The organism is Aurantimonas coralicida DSM 14790, assembly GCF_000421645.1.
Taxonomy (GTDB): Bacteria; Pseudomonadota; Alphaproteobacteria; order Rhizobiales; family Rhizobiaceae; genus Aurantimonas; species Aurantimonas coralicida.
The window spans coordinates 38,587-61,196 of the sequence record NZ_ATXK01000006.1 but is presented as its reverse complement, the minus strand read 5'-3'; the positions used below and the strand labels follow the sequence as shown (position 1 = coordinate 61,196).

Here is a 22,610-nt window from a genome sequence, read left to right as displayed (position 1 = left end):
TTCGCGATCGCCGACCTGCGGGATCGACACCCCATGGAGCCCAGTCATGACCCGGAAGTTTCGCCCAGTCGGGTCGTCGAAGCGATCGACCGCCGATGCCGTCGAGGCGGCTGCCGAGCGATCGGAGAAATCTGCCCGGGTGGTCTCCATCGCCGAGTTCTCCAGGATCACGGGTTTCGATCGGGGAACGCTTCGGGGGTGGATCGACAAGGGCTGCCCGACGGAGTCCGCTGCGACCGCCAGGGGCGAGGCCATCCTCGTCGATGTCCGGGCGGTCTGGAAATGGAGGGAGGAACAGGTCGCCCGGGACGAGCGCCGGAAGTTCGAGATGCCCGACGGCGAACATCCGGCGGACGGCGCCATGGGCAAGCTCGACATCAAGGACCGCAAGGATCTCGCAGCGGCACGGACGGCCGAGATGAAGCTGGCCCAGACCGCGAAGATCCTGATCCATCGCGAGCCACTGGAGTTCGCCTACGTCGAGGGCCTGTCCAAGATCCGGCAGTCCATCATGTCGATTCCCGACAGGATATTCCGCGACATGGCCGGGTTCGACGACGACCGCTGCCAGCAGTGGCGCCTCGACGCCTTGAAGACGTGTCGGGCCGGTCTCGTCGAATGCGCGAAATCCATGAACGACATGTTCTCGGCGCTGGCCGACGACGTCGGTCCGGCCGTCATCGAGGCGGATCCCGATGCCTGACATGATCGAGATCGAGGATGCCGCCAAGGATCCGGCGCTGATCCGCGAGGCTCGCCGCCTGGCGCGTCTCGGCGAGGTGGCGTTCTTCCGGTCCCTCGCAGAACTCTCCGAGGCGTTGATCGCGAACGAGCCCGAGGACATCCCGGCCTGGTGCGCGAAGAACCTCTTCGTCCCGGCCGAGAAGTCCACCCGTGGCGGGCCGATGGTCCTGACGCCGATCCAGGCGGCAATCTCGAGGTTCTGGCAGGATCCGTTCGTCTCGCAGGTGACCTTCCTGAAGCCACCCCGGATCGGCTCGTCGTTCCTGAACGCGGCCGGTATGCTGTATTACGGCTGCCACGAAAGCTCCGACACGATCTTCTACGAACGTTCCGAGGGAGCGGCGCAGGATTTCCACAACGACCGCCTGATGCCGGTGTTCGAGAACTCCATCTCGATCGCCCACCTGATCCGGAAGGCGACGAAGTCCGGCATCCAGGATCGCTGGACCGACAAGATGCTGATGAACGGCGCCGGCATGAAGCACCGTTCCGCCGAGAACAATGGTTCGTTCCGCGCCATCCGGGGCAGGTTCATCATCGCCGACGAGGCCGGCGACAAGGCATACCGGGCATCGGGAAAGAATTCGGAGGGGTCGAAGGTCGACCTCATCAAGCGCCGTGGACAAGAGTTCGCCGACTTCACCCTCTACCTGGGCGGCACACCGACCCGCGCCGGCGAGTGCACCGTATCCGAGGAATTCGAGAAGTCGGACAAGCGGGATTTCGTCATGACGGCGACATGCTGCGGCCATCGCCAGGCGTTCCTTCCCGACGTCCGGCGCGCCAAGGACGAGACGACGCCCTACGGGCCGGGCATGCGCTATCTCACCGACGACCGTGGTGTCCCGATCCCCGGGAAGGTCTGGTACGAATGCGCGAGTTGCGGCCACCATATCCCGGAGACCGAGAAGGTCCCGATGATGGAGACCGGGGTCTTCGAGCCGACGACGATCGGTGACCGCGGCCATGTCGGCGTCTTCGTCTGGGCAGCCCACTCGACCGACCCGAAGTCGCGCTGGATCGATATCGCCGACGCCCATGCCCGGTCGGAGAAGGACCTGTCGCTCCAGCAGACCTTCACGAACGTCTGGCTCGCCAAGCCCTGGGAGGAGCCAATCCAGCGGGACGCCGACCCGAGCGAACTCGAGAACCGGGCTGAGGCGTTCCCCGAGGGCATCGATTGCCCGGAGTGGACCGAATACCTGTTCACCGGTGTCGATCTCCAGGAAGGCAATCTGCATCGTCCGGACAAGCCGCCCCGGGTCGAGATCGTCACCTATGCGGCCGGTCGCAACCGGCGGCGCTTCGTCATCGATCGCACGGTGATTTCCCACTACGACATGTACGACCCCATCTCAGGCGAGACGGTCCGCATGCCTTGCGAGCCCATGTCGCCGATGTCCTGTCAGCTCATCGAGGAATATCTCGATCGCGACTGGGTCGGAGCCGACGGCCAGATCCACAAGATCCACTCGATGTTCGTCGATTCCGGCTGGCGAAATTCCGAGGTCCTGGACTTCTGCAACCTTCCGAAGAACCGCCGCCGGGGCGTGAAGGCGATCCGGGGCGCCAGGGAGTTCTCCGGAAGGCGCCCGGTGATCCCGAACAAGGAGTCGTTCTCGCAGCGCCTGAAGCGCCCGTACCTGTTTCTCGGGACGCAGTCGGCGAAGGACACCCTGTCTCGGACGATGAAGATCCCGACGCCGGCACCGGAATCATGGGGCTTCTCGGCGAAGTTCGACCGGGACTTCTACGAATCCCTGCTCGCCGAGCATCAGGTCAAGCTCGACAACGGCTCCACGATGTGGCGGCGGATATCCGCAGAGGAGACAGGCGAAGTCTGGGACTGCCTCGTCTATGCCTACGCCGCCGAATGCTATGCCCGGCAGAACTCGCGCAAGGTCGATGCGGCGATCGCCAGGCTAGATGCCCTCGCCCTCGAGGAGGCGATGTCGCGCCAGGCGGAAACCCAGGCAGAGGCCGCAGAACCGAAGATCCGGCCGGCCCCTGAAAAAAATTCAGGACACCCCGTGAAAAGGGGCCAGGAGACGCCGCAGACTCCCACGGATACGACTGCGCCGGCGATCGGCGAGCGCCCGCGTTTCCGTCTGAAAGTCCTCGATCCGGGCAAGACGAGGGACGCAGGTGCCGCCGTGGCCGGCGTGAAAGAGAAGCCGCGGTCCCAAGGGCCCGTCGCTCGCGCCGAAGGGATCTGGTGAATGTTCCACTTTTGGTCAGCCGACCAGGTGAAGACGGCGATCATGCGCATGGAAGAGCAGCTGACGACTGGCGCCAGCCAGATCGCGTCCCCGACCGAAGGCTCCGCAACGCTGCTCTCGCGGAATCAGGCCTTGAGAACCCTCGACGACCTGTTCTGGGCCTACGAAGCCAAGACCGGCGAGAAGATCGTCCGCCGGCCGTCGCCCGGCATGAAGGTCTACCAAATCACGGTTGATAAGGATCGGCACTACTGATGTCCGAAATCATTGCCGAGAAGCCCCGTGTCCGCATCCCGGCCGGCCGTTCCGCATTCCGTGGGTCGATGTCCGTTCCCCGACCCTATGACGTCGTCGGCCACCCGGCAGCTCCCAAGGCTCCGACCCTCGGCCCGATCCAGTCGGCAAGCTATCTGCGCGACATGCAGAAGCTCGCCAGGCACCTGTATCGCAACGACGCTTGGGTCCGAAGCTTGGTCCGGACTCTCTGCGATATCCATGTCGGCGTCGGGCCGGAGCCGGTCTCGAAATTCCGGGATCTCGAGGTCTTGTGGCGGCAGGCTTCCCGAGACTTCGACAACCGTGGCGTCCGGAGTTTCGGCTCCTGGCTCCGCGAAGACGTCTATCGGAACCGGATCGTCGACGGCGAGGCATTCATCCGCCGGCGTCTCCGGATCGGTCGGCCGGCCGCATCCCGCCTGACGGTACCGCTCCAGTTCCAAGCCCTGACGTCGGAGTACGTCCCCGTCGACCACGACCCGGCGGGATTCGGGGACTATCGGTTCCGCGCCGGCGTCCTGACGCAGCTGGATCGCCCGGTCGCATATGCGATGTGGCCGTCCAATCCCCTGGACCCCGACAGCATCGGCATCAACACGCGACCGATGCAGATCCCTGCGGACGAGGTCTTCCACGTCTTCGATCCGATGACCGGCGGCGTCCGCGGCGAGGTCCTCCTCGCTGTCGCCCTCCTCAGAGCGTTGGCGATCGCCACGATGGAGGACGCCGAGCGCCGACGGAAGCAGATCGCCTCGATCTTCAACGTGTTCTTCAAGCGCACCGTGGATGCGGCCGCTGGCGACAATGCCGACGCCCTCCCGGATGCCGCCCGCGTCGACGAGATGATCCGGTCGGTCACCCTGGGCTCCGGCCTGGCATTCGAACTTCCGCCGGGATTCGAGGTTGAGACCACGCAGCCGAAGGACGAACCCGCCCTGTTCGAGAAGGCGCTTCGCTTCCAGATCCTGGCGATCTGCGCCGGCGTCGGCGCGCCTGTTTGGGAAGTGACCGGCGATTACAACGATGCCCCGGAACGCGCCATGCGTCTGGCCGGCGCCGCCGTGAAGCGCCGGGCCGAGATCGAGAGAGATGGCTTGGAGCATCAGGCGATCAATCCGGCCTGGCGCGCATTCGTCGATACCTGTCAGGCGACCGGTCTCTGGTCACCGCCGGCCGGGACGAAGCCTTGGGAACCGTATGAGGTCACCTGGAACTGGCCGGTCGTCCAGAGCGCCGCGCTGACGCAGGAACTGAATGTGATGCTGAACGCCGCCGATCGTGGTGTCGTCCCGCACAGCTACGTCACCAGGGCGTATTTCGGCATGCGTCCCGAGGAAGTAGCCCGGCAGCAGGCGAAGGATCTGGCGAGGGCTCGCGAGAATGGTCTCCAGTGGACGGAGCCGCTCTGGAATGCGGAAGCGTCAGACACGACGGCGTCGATCGCCGCGGAGGCAGCGGCCGAAGAATCGTCGGAGCGCAAGACGGTCGACCAGGCCGCGAAAGACGCATCCGTCCTCGACTGAAAAAAGTTCGCGGACACCCCGTGAAAAGGGGCCACCTGATGCGTCAGAATCCCGGAAATTAAGGCGTTCCGGGGTTTAAGTTTTTTGTCGGACAAGGTCGTGAAGATCGCAGATGTGAAGGCCGAGGGGCAGTTCGCGCCGGAGACCGCCCGGGGTCTGCGTTCGGCCGAGCTGACCCCTTCGAGTCTGACGGAAGACGGCAAGATCACGTTCGTTCTCGCCACTCCCCAGCCCGTCATCCGCTGGTATCGCGACCTGGACACCTATGAGCGGTTCCAGGCCGAGGAAGTCCTGCCGACAGAGACCGCGATCCTCATGGACGAGTCCGGCCGGTCGATCCCGCTCCTGAATTCGCATCGCGCATGGGACGCAGATCACGTCATCGGCGTCGTCACCAAGATGTGGCGCGAGTCCGGTGTCGTGATGTGCGAGGCGCAGCTTTCCGGACGCGAGTCCGTGAAGGACCTCGTCGACGGCATCCGCGAGGGCGTCCTGCGCAATTTCTCCGTCGGCTACGACATTCTCGAGACCGAGCTTGTCACCGATACCGCCACCGGCAAGCGCACCATGCGTGCGAAGCGGTGGCTGATCCTTGAGGCCAGCCTCGTCCCCGTCCCGGCCGACGCCAATGCCCAGATCCGGTCCGCCACGGACCTCGTCGTCGATTGGCGGCGCTCCCAGACCAACACCGAGGAAACCGACATGACCGAAGAGCAGATCCGCTCGCTCGTCACCGACGCCGTTCGCACCGCGCTGGAGGCTGAGAAGACCGCCCGCGAGGCAGCCGAAGCCGAGAAGCGCTCCAAGGAAAGCACCGAGGTCACCACGACCCCGACCGCTCCGACGACCAGCGAACGTTCCGCCGAGGACACCGCGGCCATCGCCGGTCTCCGCTCCGCCGCCGTCTCCTATGGCTGCGAGGCCGGCTTCGACGCCATGGACAAGGCAGGCGCCACGGTCGCCGAGTTGCGTTCGATGGTCGCGTCGGGCGCTCGCAAGCACAGCAACACGCCGGACATCGACGGCGGCTCCTCGATGGGTGGTTCTCGCCACGCAGAGCAGCTGCCGGACTTCGGCACGGCCTTCCGCTCCGCCTTCGGCGGCGGCACCAAGTAAGGATCCAAGAACATGGCTTACCAGCGCCTTCGCGAACCGTTCCGCCCGACCGAGGCATTCCACTACGAGGTCGACGTCTCCTACTGCCGTGAGGCCGTGGAGATCACCGCGCCGGCCGGCGGCGACGTCATTCCCGGCACCGTCTGTGCGGACGAAGCCGGCGACTTCATCGGCATCAACATCGAGACCGTCTACGCCGGCGAGACCACCGAGGTCGCCGCCCTGGTTCGCGGTCCAGCGATCGTGAAGGCCGCCCGCATCTTCTTCCCGGACGTCCTCGACGAGGCCGACGCGGTGGATGCCGCCGCGACAGCCGCTGCCGAGGTTTCGCTCCGCGCCGATATGGCCGCGGTCGGCATCCTCATCCGCTAACCGACACACGAAATTTCAGGCGTCCGAGGGGGTTCGGATGTCCTCAGAGGGGTTGAATATTATGTTCGAGGATATCTGGAACGGCACCGCGTTCACGATGATCGAGATGGTGAATTCCATCAACCGCGCCCAGTATGTCCCGTCGACGCTGGACACCGCGATCAACTGGGAGGCCGTCGAGTGCGGCACCCCCGACTTCGCGCTGGACATCATCGACGGCGGCGAGATCGACATCGTGCCGTCGGCGCCCCGCGGCGCGCCTGGCGACATCATGGACGACGACAAGGCGGAGACGCAGAAGTTCCCGATCCCGGGCTATGCGCGCCAGGCGTCGATCTACAATCATGAGATCCTGGGCGCCCGCCTGCCGGGCACTGCCGGTCTGCGCACCGTCCAGTCCGAGCGCGATCGCAAGACGGCCAAGCTGCGCGCACAGTTCGGCGTCACCCTCGAGCATCAGCGCTCGAAGGCCCTCAGCGGCATCATCACGGACAAGAACGGCAAGGTGCTCGTCAACACCCTGCAGCTTCTCGGGGTGACCCAGCCGACCGTCGAGATCAAGCTCGGCAACTCGGCCAAGGACCTGGACGACCAGCTCACCGACGCTCGCGAGATGATCGAGGACAAGCTCGGTTCGATCACGCCGGCGAGCTATCTCTGGCTCCAGGGCCGGACGGTCAACCAGATGGTTCGCAAGAACAAGGTCTATAAGGAGATGGTCTCTAACCCGACCAACTTCCTCCTGAACCGTGGCGACAACCGCACCGGCAAGACGATCTCCGGCAACATCGACGTCGAGAGCTACGGTCGCGCCGACTTCTTCAACCCGGCGAAGTCCTACCTGATCCCGATCTTCCCGGGCTCGGCGAAGACCGTCTGGGGTCCGTCGTCTTCCGAGCAGTACCTCGGCCAGATCCTGCCGTTCTACCTGGACAAGAAGGTCCTGGACTACGGCGAGGGCATGATGATCCGCGGCACGATGTACGCCCTGTCGTACTTCACCCGCCCCGAGGCGATCCTGGAAGTCACCGTCACCGAGGCCTGATCGGCCTTGCAGTAATTCCCGGCGCGGAGGGGTTCGGCGCCGGGATGCATGCTGGGCGGGGCGCGTTCCTGTCCCTGTCCCGTCCAGCTCCCCCTTCTCATTTCGAGGTCGTAGCCAGTGTCGTCCAAGATCCGTCAGCCTCTCGGATATTCCGGCCACCCCTATCAAGGGGCGCTGCCGCTCGACGGTGCGATCCTCGACCGGGTAACCGTCGGCCCGACGTGGACGGAGATCGATCCCGCCGGCCGCGACCTGGTCGTTCTCCGGGTGCCGGCCGCCACGAAGCGCGTCCTCCTCCTCGTCTCCGATTCCGCTGTCGATCGTGAGGGTGTCGCTGCCGTCGAGGCCGACGGTGGGTTCGTTCTCGATCCCGGTTATTTCGAGTTCTGCACCGACCGCGATGGCACGGCATTCGACCGCTACTGGTTGGCAGTCGATCCGACCGACGCAACCGATGCCGCTGCCAACGCAGTCGTCCAGATCATCAAGGCAGGGGCGCGCTGATGTTCTATCGTCCCCTGCCCGGCGCTGGCGGCGGTTCCTCCGGTCCTGCCTATGACGACACCGAGATCCGGAACGCGGTTTTCCGCGATGACGGACCGTATGTCGCTGCGCCGCTTCGTGCGGGAGAGACCGCGACTTATCGGGTTACCGCCCCTTTGAGTTCCGGGACTTTCCGTGACCTTGGGCTGACCGAATCCGCAGATTTTACCGTCGCCGCCAGCGCGACTACGGTGACCATTCCGGTCACTCCAGACGACTCGATCGGGAGCTTCATCCAAGCTCTTTTTCTTAAAGTGAAAGCGCCGATCGGGTTCGCTTGGACTGGCGCGGGCTTCCCCGTTGAGTTCACGTCCTCAGGTGGAGCGTTGGCATTCACGCCGAATCCGGTGACCAAAGCACTTGGCCTGGCGACTGGTGGCATCACCAGCCGAATTCCTGCGATCTGGCAGGGCGGCGAGATCCTCCGGGTGCCCGAGGACTTTCAGACACTGGAAGCTGCCTTGGCGATGGCTGGCAGCCGCTTTGCGCTGCCAGGTGCCTTCGTCGAGATCAGCCTCGCTGACGGCCGTCATGAGCGGACGGCGACGATCAATCTCGACAACGCCCGGCTGGGTCATGTCCGCGTCCGGGGTCGGTCGGCACCTGACGTCTGGACTGGAGCGGCAACGTACACTGTGTCAGGTGCCGCAAAGGCATGGGGGGTCACCATTCCGGTGTCGAGCGCTTTCGCAGCACTGTGCGATATCGATGACTTCATTCTCGTCGAGGTGACCAGTAGCTACGGCAATGAGGTCAACCGCAATTGCGTCCAGGGCTACTTCCGGGTCACCGGTAAGACCGCGAATTCGGTCACTCTCTTCGTGACTGCATATCCGGCACTGAGCGGTGCGACGGCAAATCTAAAGCTGACGAAATTCACGTCGGTGTTCTGGTGCGTCGACATCGAGTTCGCGACCGCAGCCGACGCGGTTCTTCCGGCGTTCGAGAATCTCGGGATCGTCCGGTCCACCCGCACGACGACTTGGACTGCGATCAACCTTGTGCGGTCCAAGATGGCGAACTCCGGCGACCTTGCGATCGGCGACTTCGGCTATTCTTTCTGGCTGTCCGGTCCCGGCGCCGAATTCCGCGGCCAGCTCGTCGTCGGCACCGGTTCCCCCGTCATCTACAACGACGCCTTGATGGCGTTGAAGCGGTGCGTCATCGGGGGCTGCAACGGCGACAGCGTGTCAATCGGATCAGGCGGCCGGTTTGTCGTCGATTCCGATACCCGGCATTCGTTCATCGGCGGCTCCAACAACGTTGGAATCTACGCCGGCAACCGGGGATCTTTTCTCATCCGTGGCGATGATCTGAAAATTGTCGGGCAGTTTTCGACGTCGATTGTTGCGAACGACAGGTCGAACGGCCACTTGGGCCCGTCTGTTGCTTACGGTTCGATCTCGCCGGCGATCGGCGTCACTGGCAACAACAATTCCTCGATTACGCAGGGCTGACGGTCATGATCATTATCGTCCACGCCACCGCCCGCGATCGCGTCCACGCCACGCATCTCGATCTACAGTGGCCCGGCATCGGCGGATACTATCCCGGCGAGGAGTTCGCCTGCGCCCAGATCGATGGCGATCTCGCGCCAGGCGACGAGCTGCCGAGCGAGATCGAATGGGTCCGCCCGTTCACGCCGGAGGTCCCGCCCACATGATCCGCGACCTCCTCGCCAGAACCGTGTCCGCGTCGATCCTCGGCGTCGACGTCATGGTCTCCCTTCCCGGCGGCGATGTGCTGACGCGTGGCACCTGGACGACGCTCGACGAGGAGCGCGACATCATCGCTGGCGAGGGCAAGGTCGGGTCGACGGTTCTCCGAACGCCGATCGCCGCGCTCCTATCCGAACCGGCGAAGAACGCCCGGATCACGGTCGATGGCGAGACCTATCGCGTCGACAACATCTACCGCCGGGGAGCGAACTTCCTGATCGATCTGAAGAAGGTCGCGACCCGATGAGGCACGTCCGCGACCAGCTCATCGAAGCAATCTGTTCCCGACTACGGTTATCTCTCCCAGCGTTCGAGGGACGGGTATTCGCGGAAGGTAGCGGCTACCTCGACGATGCAGGGACGCTGATCGAGTGGGACGAGAAATCGTACCCGACAGCCACGGTTTTCTCCGGTGCGACGCGGGTTTTCCCGATCTCGCAGCATGCCGGGTATCGCCTGGCGCGCAGGGAGCAGGAGTTCTCCGTCGCTCTCGGGGTCCGCGAATATGACGGCGAGGATCCTCTGGACGCGCTGTCGGATCTGCTGGCCGCCGTCGAGGACGCAGTCCTGGGGATCGAGGACGAAGCATTCGTCGAGAGCGTCAACGTAACGACGATCTCGCATGTCGCACAGAGCGACGACGATGACGGGGGAATTTCAGCGACAGTCATCGGATTTGCCGCTGAATATTACACGCAACATGGAGTATCCGGCGAGTTCGTCGCCGGCTAACGAGGGGTTACTACGATGCCTGAAGTGTACAACAAGGCCGCGACGTTCCGGCCGCTCACCAACGACCTCCGCATGAAGCCGAAGGGCCAGTTCGCCCTGGAGATCATCGGCGAGGAAGCGGACGGCTTCGACAAGGGCGGCGACTATTCGTCGTTCACGGTGACGCCGAACATCGAAGAGAACGACGTCAACAGCAACGAGTATCCGGAGAAGACGCTCGCGCTGGTCGATATCACGACCGCCGACATCACGATCGGGTTCTCGGCGCGTATGGCGACCAACGTCCTGCGCCGGATCTCGATGCTGTCCGAGCAGAAGACCTTCACGCAGGCAGCCGTCGCCGCCGGCACCATCACGAAGATGATGGCGCCGAACAAGCTGTTCTCGCTCGGCGCGATGGACGTCACCGTTACCACCGTACTCGGCCCGAACGCAGAGGAATACGTCTTCGGGACGCACTACGAAATCGACAGCGCGACTGGAATGGTCGGCGTTCTGAAGCACCCGGACACGGTCCTGGCCGACGAGAGTGGTCGCGCCGAGGTGACCGTCGAGTTCACCGCGCCGGAAATCGAGGGTCGCAAGGCCTACGGGTTCATGTCGAACACCACGATCCGCGCCCGCATCCTGTTCCGTCAGAAGAACAAGTGGGGCCCGCAGTCGGCGATCGAATTCTGGGACGTCCAGCTGCGCCCGGACGGCGAGATCGTTCTCGGCGGCGACGGCGAGGAGTTCGCCGAGGTGAACTTCACCGGCCGGGTCTTCGCCGACCCGACCCGCGGCGCCGGCTACGAACTGGGTCGTGCGATCGACCTGCCTCGCGCCGCCTAAGACTACCGGGCGGGCTCCGGCCCGCCCTCTCCTCCTCCCGTTAGGACCTCCCGTGACCGACAGGGCCGCGATCATTGCTGCGCTCCAGCCAGACTACGCCGTCGCATCCCGGGTGGTGCGCGGCGTCTCCCTGCGTCCGGCGCCGGCGGTATTGATGGCGGAGCTGATCCTGGCCGACGAGGGCATGGCGGCCTTCTTCGAGAATCCGGTCGCACTGGTCGACGACGAGGAGTTCCTGGCCGCGATCGACGATCCCGATCAACTCCGTCCGCTGTTTGCCAGGCTCCTCGAGCACAGCGCGATGCATCTCGACGAGAAGACGCGGGGCCGGCTCTTGGCGACCAAGGGCGACACCTTCGTCGGCCTGGCGCTGGATGCCTTCGTCGTCACCATGCCGATGCCGGTCCACAAGCTGTTCAAGGTCCGCCGGTCGCCGTCGAGCAGCCCGATCGGCGTCGATGACGATCCCGAGGATATCGCTCTCGACGTGATCAAGACGGCCGAACGCCTGCGGGCGTCCGGATACCCGGACGCCTTCTCGATGTCGTGGACCCGGCTCCGGTTCGCCGAGGCCGTCATCGACGAGACCCGTCGCGATGCAATGGGCGACATGGCGGTCTCCAGTCGCGTCGCCCAGGCCGATACCAAGCACTTCAAGGATTTCATCAGGGACATCGGCCGATGAGCGTTACCAAAAGAATCGGCCAGATCGTAACGGCAATCCGCGTCGATGGCCTTGCCGGAGCCCGACGCGCCATGTCGTCCATGGCCAGGGGTGCCGGCGATGTCGGCAAGGCTGTCGACAAGCTCGACGGGAAGTCCGCCGCGTCCGTTGCCGCCGGCGCCGAGATCGCTTCCGATTCCCTCCGCGAAGTTGCGCAGTCGGCAAAGCTCGCCGAACGTGCCGTCGAGGGCATCGGCGACGTCAAGATCGACCCGAATGTCTCCGGTTTCGGCAAGGACCTGGCGGCGAGGATGGCTGCGGAAGCCAAAATCGCCGGCCGGGAGACTGCGTCGATCGAGACCGGTTTCGCGGACGCCCTGGTCGGCGAGAACAAGGTCGCAAAGGACCGCCTGAAGACCGAAGCCAGGGCCCGGGCCAAGACTCTCGTGGACGCGGAGAAATCCGCTGCTGCCGCGATTGCCGGTCTCGACGCCTCCGATCGGAATGCCGGGGCCCGCCGGGCCGCCCAGTCCGTCGACGTCTCAGGCATTGATCCCGCCGTCGCGAAGCGGGCCGTCGCCGCATACAAGCAGGCGTTGGGCAAGGGCGTCGAACTCGACGTCTATGTCGACGAGGAGAAATCCGTCCGCCTCGTCCGCGATCAGCTGCGGGCTCTCGAGCGTCGTGCCGGCAAGCTGAACATTCAGGCCTTCGACGAGGCTGCTGTCGGGCGCGCTGCCCTGGCGATCAAGGAAGCCGCCGCTGAGGGCCGGTCCCTCGCCGAGTATGTCGATGCCTCGACGGGTACGGTATTCGACGCCGAGCAGCTGGCGGAAGTCGCCAAACACGCCAAGAAGGCCGAACGCGAACTGGCCGACGCCGGCGACGAAGCGAAGCGCCTAGCCAAAGAGGAGAAGGCTGCGGCTGCCGAGGCACGTCGCCTCGAGTTGCGGGCGCTGGCCGTCGGAACGGCTCTGGGCTTCGTCGTGGGCGCCGCGGTCAAGGCCGGCAATGGCCTGCGGAACATGGGCAACGCGGGCTACTCCGCGACCCGCCGCCTGATCTCCGGTCTCAATTTGACGGCCAAGGGCCTGACGAAGGCGACCGCTCTCAGCGCGAAACTGACGGCCGGATTGACCGCCGCGGCTGCCGTGAAGGTCGGAGGCGCGGCCGCCTTTGCCGTCAAAGCCGGCAACGACACGATCGAGCGGTACCGCCAGACGAGGAACGTCAGTTCCCTGACCGGCATGACGCCCCAGGAGGTCGAACTCTGGGAACGCTTCGGCGCATCCGTAGGCCTGCAGGGCACGGATCTTGGTCAGGTTTTCTCGGGATTCACAGCTGCGATCCGCGAAGCTGGCCAGGGCGGCAATGACACCGCGACGACGTTCGACCGCCTGGGCGTGTCCGTCACCGGTGCGAACAAAGCGGTCAACAAGGGTATTTCGGGACTCGTCCCCTCGATCAAATCGCTCTGGCCGTCGATCGAGAAAGGCGCCGAGACCTCTGCGAAATCCTTCCGGAAAACGAATACCGTCTTCCTGGACTTCCTGAATCGCGTCAACAAACTCTCGAAGGAAGAGCGCGGCCAGATCCTCACTCAGGTTTTCGGTGAAGACGATGCTCTGAAAGTCGCCGAGATCGCTGACCAAGTCGCGGCGTCCGGTGGCAAGATCTCCGGCGCTTTCGGGCGTGGGCTGGTGTCGGATCAGGACATCGCGCAGATCAAGAGATATCAGGCGGCGATCTTGTCGCTCGGCAACGCCTGGGGTGTTTTCAAACGCCAGTTGCTGGTCGCTCTCGAGCCGATGATGACGACCCTTGCCCGGTTTGCCGAGGGCCGACTGGTCCGGTCGTCGGCGACGGTTATCCGCGACTATTTCGTCCGGCCCCTCTCGTCGGCGATGCGGTCGCTGATGACGTTCGTCCGGTTCATGGACGCGAACAAGGGTTGGGCCCGGGTTAATAGCGCGATCCAGAAGACGTTCGCACTCGCCGCAAAAGCCTTCGAGACATTCGGCAAGCTCGCCGCCCTCGTCTACCGCACGTTCTCGGGCGGCAGGAACGCGGAAGCGACATATGCCAATGTTCTGAAGTCCATCACGAACAGCCTGCGCGCCGTCGATAAATGGGCGGCGGACGGTCGTGGCGAGAAGGCCTTGCTCGCCCTCGCCGAGGCCGGCAAAGGCCTGTGGACCGTATTCAAGGGTCTCCTCAGTGTCGTCGCCGCATTCGGCCTGGCGATCGACGACTATCTCCGCGACCGGGGCGTCGATCTCTCGGCGATCTTCTCGATCGACAATCTGCGGACGGCTTTCACGAACGCGATCGCCTGGGTTGGCTCGTTCTTCGGTGACATCCAGAAGATCCTCGCCGGTCAGTTTGGAATTATCGAAACCGATCTCGCCAAACGCCTGGTGCTGTTCGGTGCGAGCATTGTCCTCACGGCGATCGTCGTCTCCGACAAGCTGCGGGGAATCGTTGCCAGCTTCTTCGCCGAAGTCCGCGAGTTCATCGACGGCCTGGCGGGCTACTGGAAGTTGGCGTGGTCGGAAATGGCCTCGGCCGGCAACGGATCGGGGCTGGCCGGCATCTCGACGATGCTCGGCAAGCTGCTCTACATCCTCTCGTCGGTCCTCGAATACGTCGAGCGGCTGTCCCAGGCATTTCACGACATCTTCGTCCTGCAGAAAGATGCCCCCGAGGGATTCCGTTGGCTCCAGGACGTCCGCGAAATCTTCGGGCAGCTCTGGACAGCGATCAAGAATATCCATCGCGCCATCCAGCCAATCATCTCCGCGATCGACACGGTCCTGGAGAAGATCGGTGGGTGGAATACGGCCACGGTCATCCTCGCTGGCCTGATCGCTGGCAAACTCTTCGGAGCGATCCGCACTGCGATCGGCGCCATGGCAACGCTGTTTGGCGCCTCGGCCGGTGGGGCTGCGGCCGGCGCTGCCGGGGGTGCGACTGCCGGAGCCGCAGCCGGCGGCGGGATGCTCGCTGCGATCTCGACGATCGGCGGCCGCATTCTCGCCCTCGCCTCAGGGCCCTTCGGCGTCCTCCTCACCGCGGTCGGCCTCGTCACCGCCGCCGTATCCACGCTGTCCGAGAGATTCGACGCTCTTCGCGAGAAGCGGATGGATCTCGCTCGGCTCAAAATGGACCGGGACTACGAAAAATACGGCGCGAAGAATGGCCTGTCGGTCGCGGAAAACGACGCCCGGCGCGCCGCTTTGAAGTCCGTGAACCCCGGTTCCTATGGCTCGGTCTACGGCTCCGTGAATCGGCAGGTCGTCTACACGGCAGAAGATGATCCCGCGACGATTCGAGCGAAAATGCTGGGTCAGCTTCCGACACAAAAAATCGAGATCAAAGCGGGAGACACGGTGATCGAGGCTTTCCAGACCGAATCCCAGGCGGCCGCTCTCCGGCGGTCCCGCTCTCTCTCGCTGGGGAACTGATCAATGGCTGAGATATCCCTGATTTTCCCGGATGTCCGGATCCCACGGCGCTCGATCATCGGGATTCAGGAAGAGCTGACGCCGGTCGGTGAGACCCAGTTTCGCGAGACGTGGAACGGGCGGACCATCGCGTTGCAGCCTTCGTTTGGGCGGAAATTCGAAGTCGTACTCAGCAACGACGGCGATGCGGTCTGGACGCCCTCGTTCGATAACCTGGAACGCGGGTCACAGGTGACCCTCTACGCCTCGACGTGGTGGTCCGCGACCATTCCGCCGATGACGACGACGACGACATTGAAGCGCGACCCGGTTCCCGGCAGCGTGTCCGCTCGCGATGCCGACAACGAACGGCTCCAGGGCGACGTCGGCATCGTGGGCCGAGAAGCGAACATTTATGTTCCACGTTCCGGCTACACGACGATCCTCTACCGTCCCATCCTACATTGCTTGGTTGGCGACATCCGCATGTCCGGATCGGCGACTGGCAGATCGCAGTCCTGGGAGATGGTGCTGCGTGAGGAGATGGCGCCATGAAGGCTTTTCTCGCTCTCGTTGCCGATCTCGATGCAGTCTTCGACCCGCTGATCCACTGCGATCCGGCGTCCGATGGTTTTGCATTCACGATGCGTCAGACAGAGGCCCAGATCTCCGAAGTTGAGATCGAGATGCAGCAGTCTGGCCTGCGGATCCTGGCGGCACTGGCGAACAAGAATATTTTGCTGTCGTGGTCGCGGACCGGCGATCCCGCCGATGCCGAGCTGATCGCCCGCGGCTACATCGCGCCGGATTTTGCGGGTGTCTACGACCTAACGCAGCGAATTCGGGTGATATGCGCGCCTCGCGATATCGAGGATCGGAAGCTGGCATATGCCCGGCAGCACCTGGCGCAGAAGCCGGACACCGACAATCGATTTTCGGATTTCGACGAAGAGGACGCGGAGACGTATCTGCTCGGGCGGTCGGTGGCTTTCTATGTCGATCCGGTTACCCATGAGGTCTCGGTCAGCGACGAACTCCAGGGCGAGGTCCACCATTCTCTGCAAGACCTGGCATTCGCCGATGAAGGGGCGCGCCCGGTTTCGTCGCTGGGAACCTGGGGCTACCCGCCGAAGACGATCAGATTCCGAGTGACGGCCGACTGGGTCCAGGAGGACGCCGGGCAGTGCAATATCGCCGGACAGCTAGCGACGGCCAGTTTTGGTCGGGTTGAAACCCTCGACGCCACCATCGGCGAACGCCTGCCATCGACGCTGGGTTTCGAGGGAGCGCCGGGCTGGTCTCTCGCTGACTCCGCGCCGGTTTACTCGACGACGAGGACGGAATCGCAACCCATTCTCCTAACGGGTCCGGAATACGAAGCCACGTTCGACGCCATCGCCAACACTGTGCCGGTCAGCAACCTCAACGGCGGGACGGTCCAGGTGCGGCCAGAGACCAGTGGAAGCGCTACCTCGACGCATTCTGTGTCGGCAGTGTTCGCGAAATATTCGTTCAATTACTCGAAAATTTTGGTGAACTACGATTATTCGCAAGCTCGTCAGGAAGCGCTCTACCTCGCGATGGACGTGCCCTTGCAGCAGGCCCTGGCAACTTCCGATGTAGCCGAAACCATCGAACTGTCGATCAACGACATCTTCCGAGATCAGGACGTCCCCGACTATGAGATCGGGGTCGATTATCTCGAGAACGATGTCGTGTTCTACAACGGCAAATATTATCGGTCTCGGGGCGATCACTATGCGGAGGATTTCCTGCAGCCGATGCCCGGCACAAATCCGCCGATCACGTATTGGGAGAGCCAAACACCGGAGGGGCTTCTGGATCGAGGCACGACCACCAGTTTCTTCGAGACCAACGGAGACCTGTCGGACGCCGTCGATCACGTCAAATGCCGGGCACGAAAGTTGGCCAGGCGCATGCTTAGGATCCTCAACGTCACCGTAGCCACAACTTGGATCGATGGGGTCGCAGTGACGACGCGGGATGACGCGACGATCTACGCGCCTGACAGCAGGCTGATGCGCGGCAAGGTCATCGCCGTCGAGCGGGTTTGGGGCGGCGACGATGGCCAGCAACCGCACGTCAAATGCACGATCGGCATCCCGTTCGGTACCGGCATAGATAGCCCCTTTGGCGTCTACGACAGCGGCATCGACGAGGTCCTGGCGTGGGCCCCCACCGTCGATGCCCCTTCCGTTCCGGTGAGCGTCGCTGACATCCGGAGCGGCGCCGGTGTCGTCAGGAATGGCGGCACAGTCGTGAATTCCGCGAACGATCAGCTGGTTGCTGCTGGTGGACTCGAGAATCCCACCGACGTCTCGGTCGTGCTGCCGACGTACATTTCCGGGGTGAAGCTCACCAGTCTCTCTCCGCGACAGACGCTGTACCGCGAGATCGATGTCGTCGCGCAGCTGCGGGTCGCCCCCAAAGGAGCCGATCTCGATGCCTAAAATCGACATGAGAATGCGGTCGCTCGAAGATCGTGAACTGCTCAATCTGGTTGACAGGATCGCAACAGAGCGGGCGCGTAAAGAACGAAAACCCGCGCCAAAATCCTACAGCTCAGTGCCGACGAGTACGGTCGTCCCCATTGCGGGAGAGCAGTCGAACGGCAGCCCGGCAACGATCACAAAAGTGAAGTTCTCCGGGACGCCGACGTACTATTCGGACGGGGCCGGAGGCATGTACCAGCTGCGCAGCGTGAAGTCCGCGATCGGCACCCAGGCTATCGGGAAAGAAGCGTTCGCCGCCGAGGATTTCGGTAGCAGCATGGACACCGTCGTTCTGAACCCGACAGCGACGTCGCAGGACGAATCCAGCTAGTAATCAGATGGCGATGCGTTAAGCTGCCTGCATGTTCCCACACCAGCGAGGAGATGGGAAATGCAAGACGGGCTGCAGGAGTCGGTTTACATCGAGATCGAGCGAGCAAAACAGAGCGGCACCGCCCTGATTTTGGGCGATGCCGGAGATCGTGTCATGCGGCGGATTGGCGAATCCGGGCAAGCGATGACAGATCATGTCGAGCAGCAGCTCGTCCGTGAAGCATCCCGAGCTTCCATCCCTGTCATGTTCGGTCGAACCAATCCGCCGCCGCGGTGACGATCAGAAAACTTCGGCCTCGAAGATCTCCATTGCGGTTTTCGGAGCCGCAGCCGCCTCGGCTTCCCGGTCCGCCCGACGCAGCCGCACGTGATAATGCTGCGCGAGAACCGCGACATCCAACGTGGTCACCGGACGATCGTTCGTCGCCGAAGGATCGAAATCAGCAGGCAATTCGCGGGTCCACATTCTCGATCCGGGCATTGCCGACCAGCCCTCCGCCATGGCCGCCGACAAGGCACGATCGCGGAAGCGGACTTCATCAGCATACGTACACAGAGGCGCGGGAAACTCTTCCATCTTGCCGAGCGTCGGTCGGTGAGTGATCTGGTAGCCGTCTTCGACGAGGCGATCGATCACTGACGGGGTGTGCGCCGGGACGTAGAGGACCTCGCCGCCGACGGCGACTTCGAAGAAATTCCTCCGGGTCTCGCCCATCTCGAGGATCTTCGAGAACTTCTGCGCCGCCTTCGCTTCCTCTGTGGTATCGCCGGCGCCGATCGGGCCCTGGTGTTCCCTGGCCACCTCGACCGCCGACCCGATCCAGCTCATGAGGTCTTCGAACTCGATGACCTCATCGACGATCAGCGAGGGCGGAATGTATGATCCAACATTGATGAAAACTGTGATCTCATCGCGCCGGATCGGGCGCAGGCGGCCGAGAAATTGCAGATGTTCCTCCTGCCGGATCTGGCGGAGCGCCATCTCGCTGTAGCGCCCTTCCGTCGCGACCTGGGTGACTTCCATGTCATGGCCGTTCCGCAGCCTGATGACGTCGGTCTTGTAGATACGATCGAGATCGAACCCCCGATTTTCGCCCAGCGGATCCCGCAAAGGTTCGGGATTTTCCTCGCCGTGCGCCAAGGCCGCGACGATGTCGTCGAGCTGCTGGATCGATGGATTCAGACAGCCGATCGCGAGGGCCGCGCCGCATTTCTCAGCGACGTTGAAACCCCGGTTGTTTCCGTAGTGCATCCAGATCACGCGCTTTGGAGCAGACCAGCCGTCGAGCAAATGATTCTTCAGAGCCTGGGGCGCGCAGACCGCGATGCCGCCTTGCGGATACATCGCCGCCGTATGCGAGATCAGCGTCCGCAGCTCGACGGTCAGGCGATCCTTGTATGCGGCGTAGCTCTCCGTGTCCGAATTTTTCGGCAGCAGCGAGGTCTTCGAAAGCGACTTTCCGGTGACGTGAACCGTCCGGACCCGGAGCATGGCGTCCATAGGCTCGCAGACGATTTCGCTCTCCTTGCGGTCGAGGACGCGGGCCAACAGCGACTTGTCTGCCGAGGCATCGAGGGCGAGGATGTGGTGATCCTGAAAATTGTGTTCAGCGATCCACGACAGCCTGATCTCGCCGGCGGCATCCGTCGTCGGCCCCTTCTGCCAGAGGATCCGGCGATCGGTTTTTGCGGTCGGCAGGACGGCCGGGAGCAGCGGGTCTTTGCGATTCCCGAAGGCGTCGAGCAGGGAGATCGAATCGATTTCAACGCGATCTTTGATCAGCCGCCAGAACTTTTCCTCTTCATGCACTGCGGTCCTTTCGGGGCCGGAGCACAGCCGCTCGATCGTCGCTAGAGAGGTCGTTGGGTCGATATCGTCGGCGTCGCGGACACGCGACAAGAGCGCGATCGTGAGGTCGAGCATTTCTCGCTTCTGCGCAATCGAGTAGCCGCCGTTTCGTCCCGGCTGGTCGTTCTCGAAAAACCAGCGGACGGGATCGACTCCGCTCCGGAGCGCATAGTAAGCGCGGGCGCCGAGTTCCTCGCGAGCGAGCGTGAAGGCCTCTTCTGGGATTTCCGCCCCCTTCCCGTCCTCGGCCTTCTCTTTTTTCGTCCGGTAAGCGACCGGATTCCTGGGGTATAGGAGGATCTCGTCCGAGAAGCGAACGCTCTTGATCAACTGACCGTGGAAGCTCTCGTCGATGATCACACCACGGCAATGCGTCATCGCCTTCGGGGCGCTGCATGTCATGTATGCATGAGCTGCAAGAATGAGATCGGCGGTTTTCGCTTCCTCAGCCTGCCTCTTGAATCGACATTTCCACGTCTTCGTAGCCTCGTCCCAAGCAGTGCAGCGAATGGTCTTCGATGGGTCGTCGGGATAGTCAGGATGGGGCTTTTCGCAGATGACGTCAGTGTTCCGCCCGGCTTCTTGCATTGCCCTTACTTTATCACCTTGGACGCAGCGATCCGATCCGGTCAACGTTGCCGACCGGGCCTTTCCAATCCACTGGACGACCGCAAGTCTGACATCCCGAGCCTTCTGGCCAGTCTCCTCGATGTTTCGGTACGCCGGCGCGAGCATCAGCATCTGCGCCGGCTCGGTCGCGCCGTCGAGCTTCTCCTGACGGATCGATTCGATAACGTCCTCGACAGACAGGTCATGCCGGAACCGATCGACGCCTTCGATGAGCATGTGAGTTTTGCCGGCGCCGGTGGGAGCGATGATCGCATGCGTGGTCGGGTGCTTTGCCTCCGGATCGTCGTGAACGGCAGCGAAGAACGCGTCGATCCGCTCGTTCGTCGCTGTCGTGATCTGCCTCACTGTCTCGGCCGCGGTCTCGGGAATCTGCCGGCTCGCATATTCGGCGTCGTCGCAGCGCAGGTCGGAAAAGGGGACATCTTTAATCGGCCCCCTTGCCTCGGCGGGCGGCAACCATGCGAGCGAGCCGCGGCAGCCATCGGTGATCGGCGATCCGGCGGCCACCTTCCTCTCGACAGCCTTCCGGACCTTCCTCGACCGCGGAGCGATAGGCGTGATCCGGCCGTCGACGATCGCCTCGGCCGCCCGGGTCACTTTATCAGTGACTTCTCGCAACAGCTCGTTCGGGTTGCCCCACCGGCCATCGATGCGAGCGCGGCTCTGAAACTCTTCGAGGACGGCACGGATGAGAGCTTTCCTGCCCTCCTCGTCCCGGCAGTTGCCAGGGTTGGAGCGAGCAGAAAGCCGAGCCAACGCGAAAAGGAATTTCTCGCGTCCGTCGGTGACGAGGCCCTCTTCTTCGACCCAGCTTCCGCCGCCGGCGTTCGCTGAGAGCTTCGGGAGATTGACGCCGTCCGTCTTCACGAAGCCGAGCGCGTCGAGGTCGATGACGGTATTCGAAGAGTTCCGGTGAAAGGGCCGGAACTCCTGGACCTTCGCCATGAAGGCCTCGATCTGCGCGGGGGTGACCAGCGGCACATCAGCGGGCGTGAGGATCGCCGGCTGGTCGTCTCCGTCCCACGAAAACCGAGAGTAGGTCTCATGATGACGACCGTAGATCGTGATCGTCTTCTTATGAGACAAGATCTCAAAACCGTGCGGTGACGCGCTCTCGCCGTCGTCAGCGACGAAGAATCGGGAGATGTTCGCAGGCAATTCTTCTGCAGTCGCGACACGATACAGGAGCGCCCTTTTCGGCGCCCTGCCGACGCGTTTGAAACCCGAAAACCCGAGAATTTCGAACGCGATCTTCTCGACAGCAGACGCCAGACGCCAGTCGAGAATGTCGATATCCAAGCAGAAGGTGTTGCCGGACACCGCGCCTAGGATCAGCGCGACATTCTCATTGAAACACGGCCTCGCCCAGCGGCCGACGAGCGCAGCCGTGGGGCGCTCTTCCTGATACTGGCCCCACGCGATGGCTTTCCGCCGATAGATCGACGGCAGCCGACGGCCCGTCCGCTGCTGCGGGAAAACACACCACCCGTTTTCGTGGCACATGGGCCCGAGGGTGCCGAAAATCACCTCCGATGACGACGTCGATTCCGCGACGACGTAGTGACCGGGCTCCTCGTCAGAGTCCGGGACTTTCGCCGGGTCGACGACTTTCCATCCCGGAAAACTCCGGAGAACGGCCAAAATTTCTGGATCTGTCACGCGTTCCTGCCTGCGATGTCGTCTATCAGTGGTTGAGCCGATCGATCGTTGAGGGGAGTGTCGATCGGTCTCAGTCCTGCATCGTATCATACGATTTGTAAGCCGCAATCAGATTCGACGTTCACCAGCGAAAGTCACAATTTGCACTTTGCACATTATTGGTGCCGACGATGTTTCAGGAGCCGTGCGGATCGTGGTCGGACTTTCCGGGTGTTCACATCGGTTTCCGGAACGTTCCTGAAATTTTCCACTTTTCATGCGCCGCTTGCATTGCGCGTTGCTAACTCCTCGCCGACAATTTGATTCGTATTCGCCGGATGGGGGTCCGGCGTCGTGTTGCGTATGAGTTGTACCGAGGGGTTCCAGTTGCGTATTCGACCGCGCTTGCTTGAGGGTCTGC

At 63.2% G+C, this 22,610-nt stretch carries 20 protein-coding genes; 19 read left to right on the top strand and 1 reads right to left on the bottom strand.

From position 1 onward, the window contains the following. Positions 1-46: 46 nt before the first annotated feature. The 19 genes from H536_RS0113780 (at position 47) to H536_RS0113690 (ending at position 18,349) form a co-directional block, all read left to right on the top strand. Positions 47-703: a terminase small subunit gene (locus tag H536_RS0113780; RefSeq protein ID WP_024351032.1), complete on the top strand. Its 657-nt coding sequence runs from the start codon at positions 47-49 to the stop codon at positions 701-703. Further along, positions 696-2,963, top strand: a complete 2,268-nt coding sequence (locus H536_RS0113775) for a terminase gpA endonuclease subunit (RefSeq protein ID WP_081651930.1) — start codon at positions 696-698, stop codon at positions 2,961-2,963. Before H536_RS0113780 ends, H536_RS0113775 begins: the two co-directional genes overlap by 8 nt. Further along, entirely contained in the window at positions 2,964-3,218 is a 255-nt protein-coding gene (locus tag H536_RS0113770; RefSeq protein WP_024351030.1) for a hypothetical protein, read from the top strand. Then, positions 3,218-4,762 carry a phage portal protein gene (locus H536_RS0113765; protein ID WP_024351029.1) on the top strand — a complete coding sequence of 515 codons (1,545 nt, stop codon included), beginning with the start codon at positions 3,218-3,220 and terminating at the stop codon, positions 4,760-4,762. Before H536_RS0113770 ends, H536_RS0113765 begins: the two co-directional genes overlap by 1 nt. A gap of 99 nt (positions 4,763-4,861) precedes the next feature. Beyond that, complete coding sequence (locus H536_RS0113760; protein ID WP_155898490.1) at positions 4,862-5,878, top strand: HK97 family phage prohead protease; 1,017 nt, start codon at positions 4,862-4,864, stop codon at positions 5,876-5,878. Positions 5,879-5,890: 12 nt separating this feature from the next. Next, the gene (locus tag H536_RS0113755; RefSeq protein ID WP_024351027.1) at positions 5,891-6,250 is read left to right on the top strand and encodes a hypothetical protein; all 360 of its coding nucleotides are present in this window, start codon (positions 5,891-5,893) and stop codon (positions 6,248-6,250) included. Between the two features lie 61 nt (positions 6,251-6,311). Then, entirely contained in the window at positions 6,312-7,295 is a 984-nt protein-coding gene (locus H536_RS0113750) for a major capsid protein (protein WP_024351026.1), read from the top strand. A gap of 117 nt (positions 7,296-7,412) precedes the next feature. Continuing rightward, positions 7,413-7,799 carry a hypothetical protein gene (locus H536_RS0113745; protein WP_024351025.1) on the top strand — a complete coding sequence of 129 codons (387 nt, stop codon included), beginning with the start codon at positions 7,413-7,415 and terminating at the stop codon, positions 7,797-7,799. Beyond that, positions 7,799-9,295, top strand: coding sequence for a hypothetical protein (locus H536_RS0113740; RefSeq protein ID WP_155898489.1), 1,497 nt, complete (start codon positions 7,799-7,801; stop codon positions 9,293-9,295). The genes H536_RS0113745 and H536_RS0113740 overlap by 1 nt, the downstream gene beginning before the upstream one ends. 5 nt (positions 9,296-9,300) lie before the next feature. Further along, a complete protein-coding gene (locus H536_RS0113735) occupies positions 9,301-9,501 on the top strand; it encodes a hypothetical protein (RefSeq protein ID WP_024351023.1) in 201 nt (66 codons plus the stop codon). After that, positions 9,498-9,803: a head-tail joining protein gene (locus H536_RS0113730; RefSeq protein ID WP_024351022.1), complete on the top strand. Its 306-nt coding sequence runs from the start codon at positions 9,498-9,500 to the stop codon at positions 9,801-9,803. Before H536_RS0113735 ends, H536_RS0113730 begins: the two co-directional genes overlap by 4 nt. Next, on the top strand, positions 9,800-10,288 hold the full coding sequence (locus tag H536_RS0113725) for a hypothetical protein (RefSeq protein ID WP_024351021.1): 489 nt from the start codon (positions 9,800-9,802) through the stop codon (positions 10,286-10,288). Before H536_RS0113730 ends, H536_RS0113725 begins: the two co-directional genes overlap by 4 nt. 15 nt (positions 10,289-10,303) lie before the next feature. Further along, complete coding sequence (locus tag H536_RS0113720) at positions 10,304-11,119, top strand: phage tail tube protein (protein ID WP_155898488.1); 816 nt, start codon at positions 10,304-10,306, stop codon at positions 11,117-11,119. A 52-nt stretch (positions 11,120-11,171) separates the two neighbouring features. Beyond that, positions 11,172-11,804: a hypothetical protein gene (locus tag H536_RS0113715; RefSeq protein ID WP_024351019.1), complete on the top strand. Its 633-nt coding sequence runs from the start codon at positions 11,172-11,174 to the stop codon at positions 11,802-11,804. Continuing rightward, complete coding sequence (locus H536_RS0113710) at positions 11,801-15,247, top strand: hypothetical protein (RefSeq protein ID WP_060576952.1); 3,447 nt, start codon at positions 11,801-11,803, stop codon at positions 15,245-15,247. Before H536_RS0113715 ends, H536_RS0113710 begins: the two co-directional genes overlap by 4 nt. Positions 15,248-15,250: 3 nt before the next feature. Continuing rightward, positions 15,251-15,781, top strand: coding sequence for a hypothetical protein (locus H536_RS0113705; RefSeq protein ID WP_024351017.1), 531 nt, complete (start codon positions 15,251-15,253; stop codon positions 15,779-15,781). Further along, the gene (locus H536_RS0113700; protein ID WP_024351016.1) at positions 15,778-17,697 is read left to right on the top strand and encodes a hypothetical protein; all 1,920 of its coding nucleotides are present in this window, start codon (positions 15,778-15,780) and stop codon (positions 17,695-17,697) included. Before H536_RS0113705 ends, H536_RS0113700 begins: the two co-directional genes overlap by 4 nt. Continuing rightward, the gene (locus H536_RS0113695; protein WP_060576956.1) at positions 17,690-18,070 is read left to right on the top strand and encodes a hypothetical protein; all 381 of its coding nucleotides are present in this window, start codon (positions 17,690-17,692) and stop codon (positions 18,068-18,070) included. Before H536_RS0113700 ends, H536_RS0113695 begins: the two co-directional genes overlap by 8 nt. Positions 18,071-18,130: 60 nt before the next feature. Then, positions 18,131-18,349: a hypothetical protein gene (locus H536_RS0113690; protein ID WP_024351014.1), complete on the top strand. Its 219-nt coding sequence runs from the start codon at positions 18,131-18,133 to the stop codon at positions 18,347-18,349. Between the two features lie 3 nt (positions 18,350-18,352). Here the strand turns inward: H536_RS0113690 and H536_RS22660 are convergent, their stop codons facing one another. Then, positions 18,353-22,210 carry a bifunctional DNA primase/polymerase gene (locus H536_RS22660; protein WP_162142666.1) on the bottom strand — a complete coding sequence of 1,286 codons (3,858 nt, stop codon included), beginning with the start codon at positions 22,208-22,210 and terminating at the stop codon, positions 18,353-18,355. Positions 22,211-22,610: the final 400 nt, after the last annotated feature.

Coding starts and splice junctions, on each gene's coding strand:
- H536_RS0113750 (WP_024351026.1), top strand. CDS start 6,312: ATGTTCGAGGATATCTGGAACGGCACCGCGTTCACGATGATCGAGATG.
- H536_RS0113700 (WP_024351016.1), top strand. CDS start 15,778: ATGAAGGCTTTTCTCGCTCTCGTTGCCGATCTCGATGCAGTCTTCGAC.
- H536_RS0113775 (WP_081651930.1), top strand. CDS start 696: ATGCCTGACATGATCGAGATCGAGGATGCCGCCAAGGATCCGGCGCTG.
- H536_RS0113755 (WP_024351027.1), top strand. CDS start 5,891: ATGGCTTACCAGCGCCTTCGCGAACCGTTCCGCCCGACCGAGGCATTC.
- H536_RS0113725 (WP_024351021.1), top strand. CDS start 9,800: ATGAGGCACGTCCGCGACCAGCTCATCGAAGCAATCTGTTCCCGACTA.
- H536_RS0113735 (WP_024351023.1), top strand. CDS start 9,301: ATGATCATTATCGTCCACGCCACCGCCCGCGATCGCGTCCACGCCACG.
- H536_RS0113740 (WP_155898489.1), top strand. CDS start 7,799: ATGTTCTATCGTCCCCTGCCCGGCGCTGGCGGCGGTTCCTCCGGTCCT.
- H536_RS0113780 (WP_024351032.1), top strand. CDS start 47: ATGACCCGGAAGTTTCGCCCAGTCGGGTCGTCGAAGCGATCGACCGCC.
- H536_RS0113765 (WP_024351029.1), top strand. CDS start 3,218: ATGTCCGAAATCATTGCCGAGAAGCCCCGTGTCCGCATCCCGGCCGGC.
- H536_RS0113720 (WP_155898488.1), top strand. CDS start 10,304: ATGCCTGAAGTGTACAACAAGGCCGCGACGTTCCGGCCGCTCACCAAC.
- H536_RS0113695 (WP_060576956.1), top strand. CDS start 17,690: ATGCCTAAAATCGACATGAGAATGCGGTCGCTCGAAGATCGTGAACTG.
- H536_RS0113690 (WP_024351014.1), top strand. CDS start 18,131: ATGCAAGACGGGCTGCAGGAGTCGGTTTACATCGAGATCGAGCGAGCA.
- H536_RS0113705 (WP_024351017.1), top strand. CDS start 15,251: ATGGCTGAGATATCCCTGATTTTCCCGGATGTCCGGATCCCACGGCGC.
- H536_RS0113710 (WP_060576952.1), top strand. CDS start 11,801: ATGAGCGTTACCAAAAGAATCGGCCAGATCGTAACGGCAATCCGCGTC.
- H536_RS0113770 (WP_024351030.1), top strand. CDS start 2,964: ATGTTCCACTTTTGGTCAGCCGACCAGGTGAAGACGGCGATCATGCGC.
- H536_RS0113730 (WP_024351022.1), top strand. CDS start 9,498: ATGATCCGCGACCTCCTCGCCAGAACCGTGTCCGCGTCGATCCTCGGC.